Annotated in this window: 10 protein-coding genes; 2 read left to right on the top strand and 8 right to left on the bottom strand. The window is 44.2% G+C overall.

Features of this window, described 5'->3' with window-relative positions:
- Positions 1-35 precede the first annotated feature (35 nt).
- On the bottom strand, positions 36-1,247 hold the full coding sequence (gene fabD / locus HFD99_RS20385) for an ACP S-malonyltransferase (protein WP_019686265.1): 1,212 nt from the start codon (positions 1,245-1,247) through the stop codon (positions 36-38).
- A gap of 804 nt (positions 1,248-2,051) precedes the next feature.
- Positions 2,052-3,071 (bottom strand): WXG100 family type VII secretion target, encoded by a 1,020-nt coding sequence (locus HFD99_RS20380; RefSeq protein ID WP_039276817.1) that lies wholly within the window; start codon positions 3,069-3,071, stop codon positions 2,052-2,054.
- Positions 3,072-3,269: 198 nt separating this feature from the next.
- Here HFD99_RS20380 and HFD99_RS20375 point away from each other — a divergent pair, with 198 nt between their 5' ends.
- Both HFD99_RS20375 and HFD99_RS20370 read left to right on the top strand, forming a co-directional pair.
- Positions 3,270-4,052 carry a Cof-type HAD-IIB family hydrolase gene (locus HFD99_RS20375; protein ID WP_039276815.1) on the top strand — a complete coding sequence of 261 codons (783 nt, stop codon included), beginning with the start codon at positions 3,270-3,272 and terminating at the stop codon, positions 4,050-4,052.
- An 89-nt stretch (positions 4,053-4,141) separates the two neighbouring features.
- Positions 4,142-4,930, top strand: a complete 789-nt coding sequence (locus HFD99_RS20370; RefSeq protein WP_016819917.1) for a formate/nitrite transporter family protein — start codon at positions 4,142-4,144, stop codon at positions 4,928-4,930.
- Positions 4,931-5,019: 89 nt separating this feature from the next.
- Here HFD99_RS20370 and HFD99_RS20365 read toward each other — a convergent pair whose 3' ends face one another.
- From HFD99_RS20365 to HFD99_RS20340, 6 genes are all read right to left on the bottom strand, one after another.
- Positions 5,020-5,265 carry an HPr family phosphocarrier protein gene (locus HFD99_RS20365; protein ID WP_016819915.1) on the bottom strand — a complete coding sequence of 82 codons (246 nt, stop codon included), beginning with the start codon at positions 5,263-5,265 and terminating at the stop codon, positions 5,020-5,022.
- A 92-nt stretch (positions 5,266-5,357) separates the two neighbouring features.
- A complete protein-coding gene (locus HFD99_RS20360; protein WP_016819914.1) occupies positions 5,358-6,224 on the bottom strand; it encodes a DL-endopeptidase inhibitor IseA family protein in 867 nt (288 codons plus the stop codon).
- A gap of 111 nt (positions 6,225-6,335) precedes the next feature.
- Entirely contained in the window at positions 6,336-6,569 is a 234-nt protein-coding gene (locus HFD99_RS20355) for a hypothetical protein (RefSeq protein ID WP_016819913.1), read from the bottom strand.
- A gap of 176 nt (positions 6,570-6,745) precedes the next feature.
- A complete protein-coding gene (locus HFD99_RS20350; protein ID WP_445376249.1) occupies positions 6,746-8,611 on the bottom strand; it encodes a rhamnogalacturonan lyase in 1,866 nt (621 codons plus the stop codon).
- 156 nt (positions 8,612-8,767) lie between these two features.
- Positions 8,768-9,325 (bottom strand): SLOG family protein, encoded by a 558-nt coding sequence (locus HFD99_RS20345; protein WP_025364125.1) that lies wholly within the window; start codon positions 9,323-9,325, stop codon positions 8,768-8,770.
- Positions 9,326-9,470: 145 nt separating this feature from the next.
- Positions 9,471-9,812, bottom strand: a complete 342-nt coding sequence (locus HFD99_RS20340) for an iron-sulfur cluster biosynthesis family protein (RefSeq protein ID WP_025364124.1) — start codon at positions 9,810-9,812, stop codon at positions 9,471-9,473.
- Between the last annotated feature and the right edge of the window lie 610 nt (positions 9,813-10,422).

The raw sequence follows: 10,422 nt of genomic DNA, 5'->3' as shown, positions 1-10,422 counted from the left end.
AATTTACAATTTCCAACATCATTGATGAATCTTATTTAGATCATATTAAGAATCGTCTGTTGTTCTTGCTCGGGCACTTGCTTGGTAGTGAGAATAGTACGAATGAGCTCTAACACCTCTGTATTAACCGCATTATAAGCGGTGTCATTTTTATGATTTTGAAGTTGATTGATCCTATTTCGGATCTGCTGACTAGGGTAAACAACTCCCTCCATATGTTGTTTGTAATCCCCGTTTCGATTTCGTGCAATAAGCGCTGCTGCAAAGCCTTCCTCCAGACGCTCAAGTGTAAATTTGCGTGTAGTTTGCTGCTTACTTAGCCACTTGTCCGCTTCTTTTAAAGAAGAACTGGTATTAATAGAAAAAGTGGAGATACTAGGATATCTTTCTTTCATTAGCTGTCCAAGTACTTTTCTCGGACCTAATTCTAACGCAACAGTAATACCGTTCTGGTATAAATAATCCATCGTATCTGTCCAACGTACAGGGCTTATCATTTGCTTGTACAGCAAGTCATAAATTGAGAATTCATCATGTGGTAAGGCTGTTACATTGGAAACAACCGGCCACCTTCCCTTGCGTAGCGGGATTTTTTTTAGTTCTGCGGCAAGCTTATCTGCTGCAGGCTTCATCAGAATACTGTGAAAAGGCCCGCTTACTGTTAAATAGTTAACCTTACTATGTTCTAGACGTTTGATTTGCTCCACTATTCGAGCCATAGGTTCTGTATGTCCCGATAGCACGTACTGATTGTTTGAATTGTGACAGGCAATAGATATAACATCACGATCCGTAGATATCTCTTGACATAAGCTCTCCAGAATAGAAGCAGAAACATTCGCAACAGCAACCATAGTCCCTACCCCGTTGGCTGTAGCCTGCTGCATGAACATTCCTCGTTTTCTCACGATTTGAAGTCCATCTTGAAGGGAGAAAAAACCGCTGCACACCAATGCTGAGTATTCTCCTAAACTATGACCGGCCAACAGTTGAGGTTCCAGTTCCAGTATTTCTCTGCTAGCATAGTATGCAGCAAGACTGGCAGTAAGTAAGGCTGGTTGGGCATTCATGGTCTGAAGAAGCTCTTGGGAATCTCCTTCAAAGCAAAGTTTTGAGAGTTTTACACCTAAGATATCATCCGCTTCATCGAATAAACGCTTTACCACAGTAAAATTATCCCATAGTTCTTTACTCATTCCTACATATTGCGAACCCTGCCCAGGAAAAATAAAAGATACTTTATTCATCTGAAAACCTCTTCTCCAGTGAGCTTCCTGAATATGTGTACTTTTCAAATTTAACTTCTGTTGCAAGTTATAACCTTTATAGTATTAAAGCAGAAATTTATGATCGACATAATTAATGAAAAAAAGAATCATTTTAAAAACAAATTAAATCATATGTAATCACCGTGCACTAGCATTTAATAAGCTTGTATTAATAATTTATCAATCGTTATTCCAACCCATGTTTTACTCCTTTTACGAATTAAAATAACGATTTATTTCAACAAAGTCAATGAATAAGTCAACCTTCGAATGTTACATTTTTGTAAATAAAAGGTCGCAAAATGTAGAAATTTGTTGATTATCATTAAATAAAGTCGTTTTCTTGAAAGAATAGCTTTTTTCATTATTTTCACTACATAAAAATAAATAAAATTAAATTATGCAATTGTTAAATATTTTTAAAAGATAAACAAATATACACACTTATTATATTATTGTATTTATCCAAATTATGATATTATACTCTTTTTTGAACCTTGCTCTTAAGCTCAGATTGCTCTATGTTTGAAAACATAAATTAAAGACACTACATGAGTCAGATGTCCTTTACTCCATGAAATTGCTGCTTAAATCATAAATACTATGTAACAATTAAATAACTCTAATAGAATTTTAGATTAGAAATATGCGCACGAAAAAAATCTACAGATTTTACCAACTGATAAGTTTCGCAGTCTTCCACTGCCGCTCGCTTAGTCTTGAAAAAGTCTGTAGATTTTATAGATACTCGTATTCACGTTATGATCTCTCACTGCTCAAGACCTAGTTATAATCCTCCCAATAGCGATACTTCATTTCATTCTCACCTTTGGTGACGATGATCATGTTCTCGACATGCCCAGTTTCTTTATTTGTCCGGTAGATCATGGTACGGGTTTCTCCCTCATCAGGAACAGAGAACAGCACCTTGTCACTGATCATACCGCCACCAATGCCGACAACGTGTTCCCCCCAGCCGGAGGCTGCGCCCGAACCTGCTCCACTGACGCCAGTCCCGCGCGACAAAATAAGACCCATTCCATATCCGGTAACAGTCTGGGCCGTTTTACCTAGAGCGTGTTCTCCGGCTGATTGAGTATGCTTTTGGACCCAGTAATCGTATTTGTCCGTATTTTGCTCATAACTTATAATATTTCCTTTTTTATCTATAGATATATCTGTTTTGCTTCCGTCTTTACCTGTCAGTTCAGTGACGGCAACAAGGGAATCGGATGTGATCTTGGAAGTCTCTCCTGTATTGTAATCTGTGCGAGTAACCGAGTCCTCGTATTGCAGCCTCAGGACATTCATCTGGTCGTGGATTTTCTGCATGACTTGCTTGTCGCCGATGGTCTCCGCGTTTTTCAATAGTTCCTCATATTGATGATATTTATCCGCGTCTGCCTGCTCCCACTCGTCTATATTTTTGGGTGAATTCACGATATCTTCAGCATGATTTCCAGCCTCTCCGCTACCCGCCAGCGCTGCACTAGCGTTCATCGCTGCTGCCAAGGCTGACCAGAAGCCACGTGTGCTTCCAGCATCCGCATTTCTAAACTTCAAAGCAATGCTTTTCAGCTCAATTTCAATGGATTGAACCTTATTTAATATAGAAGAAAGCGTATATTTAGCTGTACGATAGTCATTATAAAAACGATTTCTCTCCATACCATCCCACTGGCTGTGAAGGCGGTTCATTGTGCTATCCAGACCGTTCAGCTGGTTATACAGTATGCCGTGGGCATTGGCAAATTGGGAGGCCACGTTATCCAGCTGCTCCGGTGTGACTTGGATTTTTGTCATGGTGATCACATCCCATCTTCGAAAATAGGAGATAGACATTAAAGTTTACAGTAATCCTTATTTCATATTGTAAGCTATAGAGGTCGGACATTCATGAGGATTTATACGTATTTGTGTATCCAGAAGCAGTTCCTTTGATATAATGAATCCATATGAGTTTATTTCGACAATATATTATTGAAAGTCAGGTGTAAGGACATGTCAGACAAAAAAATTATTTTTTTTGATATCGACGGTACATTACTGGACGATGAAAAGAAGATGCCGTTAACGGCAGAAAAAGCAGTCTTTGCTTTGAAAGAGCAAGGACATGAGGTAGCCATCGCAACAGGACGTGCGCCTTTTATGTTCAAGGATATCCGCGAGCAGTTAGAAATTGATTCCTACGTTAGCTTTAACGGGCAATATGTGGTGCTCCGTGGGGAAGTCGTCGCTACCAATCCGCTGAATCGAGAAGCCTTGCAAGCGATGACTGATCTGGCACTCACACATAATCATGCTCTCGTATATATGGATCATATGGACATGAAGGCCAATATTCCTAACGATGAGCTTGTGGAGAAATCGGTCCAAACGCTTAAGGCCAAGATTTCGGTTGGGTACGATCCGCTCTATTTCCAAGGGAGAGATATTTATCAGACGCTGTTGATGTGTACAGCCGAAGAAGAGCCTTACTATGAAGCGGTATTCAAAGCATTTGACTTTGTACGCTGGCATCCAAGTTCAGTGGACGTTGTTCCTCACGCTGGCTCCAAAGCAAAGGGAATCCGCGAAATTACATCTAGACTGGGCATTGCCGATGAGAATCAATACGCTTTTGGCGATGGATTAAACGATGTGGAGATGCTGACAACTATACATAACAGTGTCGCGATGGGGAACGGTTGTGATGAAGCCAAAGCCGCTGCTAAAATGGTCACAAAACGCGCAGATGAAGACGGTATTTTATACGGACTGCAAAAGCTTGGTTTGTTAAGCTAACAGAATTGTTTGACACGCTGAGCATGTTTCGGGAAAAATCAAGTCGGTTTAATGACTTAGATATGAGAAAATAGGAGGTTGTCGTTGGTATGGAAACGGAAGGCTTACGCAATGTCGAACAGCTAGCCCTGAAGAAGTACAAAATTTACAAGCAAAGCCTGCTCCGGTATTTGGCGCGTTCCATGCTGGCGAGTATGTTTATCGGATTCGGCGTTATTGTCGCCTTCAAGACGGGTAACTTTTTTTACATGGAGCATTCTCCATTCACTTATCCCATGGCGGCGCTCACCTTTGGGGCAGCCATCATTCTGATCGCGTACGGCGGCGGTGATTTGTTTACTGGCAACACCTTCTATTACACCTATGCTGCGCTCCGTAAAAAGCTGCGCTGGGGTCAGGTGCTTCGATTGTGGACTGCCAGCTATGGAGGTAACTTGTTAGGTGCGGGGGTATTCGCACTCCTTATATACCTGACAGGGCTGTTTGACTCCTCCAGCGTGAACAGCTTTCTGCTGAACGTAGTTGAGCATAAAATGGAAGCGCCTGCAATGCAGCTATTCTTCCGCGCTATTTTGTGTAATTGGCTGGTCTGCCTCGCCTTTTTTGTGCCGATGTTTATGAAGGAAAATGGCGCAAAGATGTTCGCTATGATGCTGTTTGTATTCTGCTTTTTCATTTCGGGATATGAGCATAGTGTAGCTAACATGTGTACTTTCGCCATTGCGCTCGTGCTGGACCATCCGGGTACGGTCTCTGTCGCTGGCGTCATCCATAATCTCGTTCCGGTTACGCTTGGGAATCTGGTGGGTGGCGTGCTGCTTATGGGGGTTATGTACTATTCGGTGAATCTCCCGTTTTTGGACGAGGAGGAACATTAAAAAAGAAGCCGTGGAACCTGAGTTCCATGGCTTCTTTGCATTCATTTTGAAAATAGCGTATGCAGTGTCTGCAGGTGCTTCTTTGCTGTTTATTCTGCTTGAGCAGGAAAATGAATAAATTCCTCCAACTCCTTGAACAGCTTTTTGGGATTGACGTTGTCAGGTACAACCAGAGTTAGCGGCTCATCCAGCTTGAGCACATACATGCCTAAAATGGATTTGGCATCTGCCATGCCGCTTTTGCCATGAATCCAGATGTCATACGTATAATTGGATACGATTTGATTGATCTTCTCAATATCCTTAACGTTTTTTACCTTGATCGGTGTCATCATTGCACAGCACTCCCCTGCGTTGAATTAGGGCTTACGAAACAAGCCTTAACATCACTTTACCCTATTTATAAAGAACGTTGCAAAATCTTAATTTAGAAAATAACATGCGGCGCGGAGCTAACCTTCCAGTAGCTGCCGACCTTTTCAAAATTCACGGTGATTTTCTCGTTTGGCTGTTTGGCTTCTGCCGGATAAGGCACGGTCAGCAGGTAGCTGCGCTTCACCGGAGTCATGGTTACCATTTTCGCCGTAGCCCGGCTAAACTCTAGCAAATTGCCGCCATCTGCATTCAACTGAGCTAGTCTGCCATTGACCTCAACAAAAAATTTACTGACAAATTGCTCACTGGCCTGTTTGGTATAGGCCTGCGTCAGATAGTTGATCAATTTGGTCTTCGTGCCGATGTCCTCGGACAAATAGCGGTAGCTTTTACCATTCAACTGGAACGCTTGGCCCAACGATTTGCCACCGCTGGTGGCATACTGATAACGAGACTGTGCCTCCAGCACAAGCGGAATCGCACTCTCATGGTTCAGCTTGTCCAGCTGGATTGGATTCACGCTGGTAGCCGTAGCTGCAGCTGGCGCCGAAGTGGACGGCTGCTGCGGCTTGGACGGCTTGGCAGTCGATGGTACGGACGGGACAGCCGCTGGCGCTACCGACGTAGATGGGCGCGGTGCTGGTGCAGACGGAGCTGCTGGTTTAGCCGTTTGGACGGAACCTGCGGCTGGGGCTGTTGTTGCTGGAACTGACGGCGCTTGCGCAGGAGCCGGCGTCGTAACAGACACAGATGCTGCTGGTGCTGGCACCTGGGCCGGTACGGTAGCTGACGGAACGGCGACGCTTGGTTGCGCTGCGTTCGCTGGAGCGGACACAGCGGGCGCAGCAGCGGCAACCTGTGCCGCGCTCAAAAGTGTGGCCGCAACACATAGTGCGGATAGTTTCGTATTTATTTTCATACTTCTATACACCTCCATAATCATATGTCTGCATAAACTGCACACGTCTCTATTATAAGAATTTTGTTTCTCGATTGGGTTGCTAAATTGTTTCTATTTGCCTTTTTTTGTTCATTCTGCGCGAAGTTTGTCCGTATTTACCGGGAGCGTAGGTTCTGACCGCTTCTCCTGCTTTTCCTCGATCTCTTCCAGGGATCGTGACATTTGCTTCATAGATTGGTCCAGCTGCTCCAATCTACGGTTAAGGGTGACGAGAATGTATTTTAACAGAATCAGGCTTAATGCTGCAGGGAATCCGACATTAGTTACGAGCTCGATCATGCTTTCTGTCGTTAAAGAACTCACAGATTCCGCCTCCTTTTCCATACATAAATTACCTTGATAAGAACTAATGTTCCCATTATTATGGAAATCATACGTACTCTTCTATGCCCATAACAAAAAGAGCCCCGATTAGCCTGGAGCCCTATCTGATACTATTCATTTAACCTGCACTCACCCCACTATCGAGCTGCTGCACATCAAGGAGTGTATATGTTCGGCTGCTGGGGCTTGGACATCCCTTCTCCCAAATAAAATCCGGTGTGCGGTGGCTGATTATAGGCTACGTTCTGCCAGGCCACACTCAGGCGGTACACCGGATCATGCATAAGCGTGTAAAATCGGTGTTCTGACTCATAAGGTGTTGTATAGATACGAAGCGCCGAATTATCACTTTTGCGCCAAATGACTTCCTCCCGCCAGTCACCGAACAGATCAGCCTGCAGCGACGGCGTTCCTTTGGTCCCGTTATTGGAACTCGTCCCTGTGGCCGTAAGCAAGTTGGAAGTCGTCGAGTTCGTATAGTTCCACTTGTCGATTTTACCAGCGCTTGAGGAGGTATGATCCAGCAGTTCACGGAGGAGATCCCCATCCCACCAAATTCCGAAGTTAATGGAGGACGGCATCGTGTTGGTAATGAGCTCTCCCTTGGCTGAACGTAACCCAATGCCCGGTGCCCACTGCTCGTTTCCTTTGGTACGCGGATCAATGTCTGCCGACATGCCTCGTCCGGTATCCTTGCCTGTTTTTACGCCCCATAAAATGTTGCCATTACGCGGATCATACATGGCGGCTCCGTAAGTGGCATTTTTGTCCTCGTTCACCTTGAACACTTCATAACCTGAACGATCCGGGTCCAAATCGCCTACATGAAGTGCATCGCCGTGTCCCATCCCCGTGTTAGCCAGCTTCGCTCCGTTATCGTCTACAACAAGCGAGCCATACACGATCTCATCCTTATCATCTCCATCCACATCTGCCACGCTCAAGCTGTGATTCCCCTGTCCAGCCGTCCCGGCATTGGTGGAGCTATTGCTGTCAAAGGTCCAGCGGCGGCTTAGATTGCCGTTCCGCCAATCATATGCGACTAGAACGGTGCGCGTGTAGTAACCACGTGCCATCACTATGCTGGGTCTTACGCCATCCAGATAAGCAACCCCGGCGAGAAAACGATCCACACGGTTACCATAGTTATCTCCCCAGCTGGACACCGTTCCGCGCGGAGGTACATAGTCAATCGTGCTAAGAGCCTTGCCTGTATCACCTGAGAACACAGTTAGAAACTCGGGACCTTTCAAAATATATCCACTCGTGTTGCGATGATCAGCCGAAGCGTCGCCAATCTTTACTCCTGTACCATCTACCGTGCCGTCTGCTGTCTTGCATACAACCTCTGCTTTACCATCTCCATCAAAATCATAGACGAGAAATTGCGTATAGTGTGCACCAGCCCGAATATTCCGTCCCAGATCAATTCGCCATTTGCGTGTTCCATCCAGCTCATATCCGTCCAAAAATACATTTCCCGTATAACCGGATTGCGAATTATCCTTAGAATTGGAAGGGTCCCATTTCAACACAATCTCATATTCGCCATCCCCATCGAGATCCCCCACACTGGCATCATTGGCATTGTACGTGTAGTTCACATGATCCGGGGTTGTGCCTCCTGCAGGCTGCTGGATGGGAACGTCCAGATAGTTGTTGTTCCATACCTTTACCGCTGGAGAAGCGGCCTGCTCTGCTCCATTGACCACGGCACGAACGGTATACGAAGATGATGTCGTACCTGCCTTGTCCAGAAAGTTGGTTCTCGATGTAATCGGCGCATCATTCACCTTGCTTGACCCTCTGTACAGATTGAAGCCAACCGAACCCGCTTCCGTACCCAATAAACGCCAGCTCACCAGTATCCCCTCTGGTACCTTCACTGCGACAGTTCCCCTGTTCAGCTTCTCCATTTGCCTCGTAGACGCAGCTGAGATTGGGCTATCCATTGGAGTGACTACTCCACACAACATGACACCGAGACAAAGCAACACAGTATGCCGAAATTTTTTGTTCATCTGATCATTAGCTCCTTTCATGGTTTGTATTTTCAATAAATTTATTTTATATGACTGATAAGTTATGGTTGTTTAAATCTTATGATAGCGCTTACATCGTTGTAAAGGGACGATTCCGTCCTTTTTGTTCAAAAATCCGGGCTAATGCTTTAAAAATCAGAGGTCCATGAATAATCGTTCTTCGTCAGCTATGCTTTGGATATCCTCTGAGCTAATACTGATATATTGATAGCCTTCTGCCTGTTGTTTTTTCAATGCCAGTTCCTTCATAAAACGTGGGCTGCCCTCTCCGGCATCCTCATCGTACACAAGCAATAAACCGTCTGTTTTGCGGAAAAGGAGTTCATCCCGTGCCTTGAGTTGCCATATTCCCTGATACGGCTGGCGGCTAACCACTCCCACATAGTCAACTTCGGCACAAATCTGCTGAAAATATTCCTTTTTATCCTCTTTCCATTTTTCCTCCATATTTTGATAAGCCATCATAATAGAGCATTTTAAGTGAGGATATTGCTCCTTTAATGCAATGACGACCTCGCAAGCCCACAAGTCCACCCCGTATTGACCAGGGGTAATCACCCATTCCAGCCCTTCTTCGATCAGGGGAATCAGTCTGCCTGCAATCGCCTTTTTAATGTATGGAATGCCTTCGTGCTTTTGACTAAAAATATTCAGCTCATGGGCACGATAGCCAGAAACGAGCAAGTTTTTCATCATCTCATCGTCCTTCTGAAATTATCATAAAGATTATTGTAAAAACGAACCTCTGCCCTATGGGCTTAACAAGGTTCGTTTTTGGGAAGCTGGTGTTAATTTAGCATTGCTTTTTGGTGCTTAATATTTTTATTACCTCCGCATATCACGCCTTGGACGAGTTTACACGCCGATCTTGAATTCTAACATTGCTGCTCAATATACCAGCATCGCTACTTACTTTGAACGATGGGTAACTTGGATCTGCCTCAAGCCGCATTTGGCTATCGAACTGCTGCTCCTGCTGCCGATCTACCCAAAAAGAATACGAATCGGACTGAATTGCTGTGTCGGTTGCATTCGGTGCATCGATCACCAAAACGGTAAGTACGCCGTTGCATCCACAATCCTCTGTATCATAAAACAACTTGAACATGCCTGGCCGTCCTGAAAGGACCATTGCTAGCCTTTCAACCGACAAGGAATCCAACTCTAAATGTATACTCATGAAATGAATTCTCTCCTTTGTAATTGAAGTGTTTGGATATATTAGGACTCTACAACTTCAAAAAGTCTAAATATAAACTATATTTTCATTATAATCATCTAAAAACTTTAAGTACAAGGAGATCATTAATGATCGCATTTACAAAAGGATACACTGCACCTAGCTTGGCAGCAGGTATTGCCTCTCTCCTGTTAGGTATGGTGCCTAGTGAAAAAGAAGCTCTCAAAAGTAGGATTATTAATGGTTAGTGGGAGATGGGATATCTTCAAGACTTTTTGGAGGACAACCGAGGGAAATATGATTTGATTGATGTCAAATTTTTATTTATTAAATATGAAACAGAGGGAGTCGCTCTCTTACTTGTCGATCAGTCAGTCTACTTGCTACAGATACCCCGGCTGGTTAAAACCAGCCTTTAGTTTCAAGCATGTATTAAAAAGGGCTCTCCTGAATTTCTCCAGAAACCCCCTACTTCTCAATCAATCAGCATTGCAGCTTCAAATGTAGCGTTCGTTTTTTTGAATGAAAACAATTCAAAATTCTGATATGATATCCACTACCTGCCGGGATACCATCAAAAGATCTACTGTACCAGGTACTAGAATCTTTT

Source organism: Paenibacillus sp. EKM301P (assembly GCF_011800295.1).
GTDB lineage: Bacteria > Bacillota > Bacilli > Paenibacillales > Paenibacillaceae > Paenibacillus > Paenibacillus polymyxa.
The sequence above is the reverse complement of the archived record's forward strand: the minus strand, read 5'-3'. Positions and strand labels throughout refer to the sequence as shown.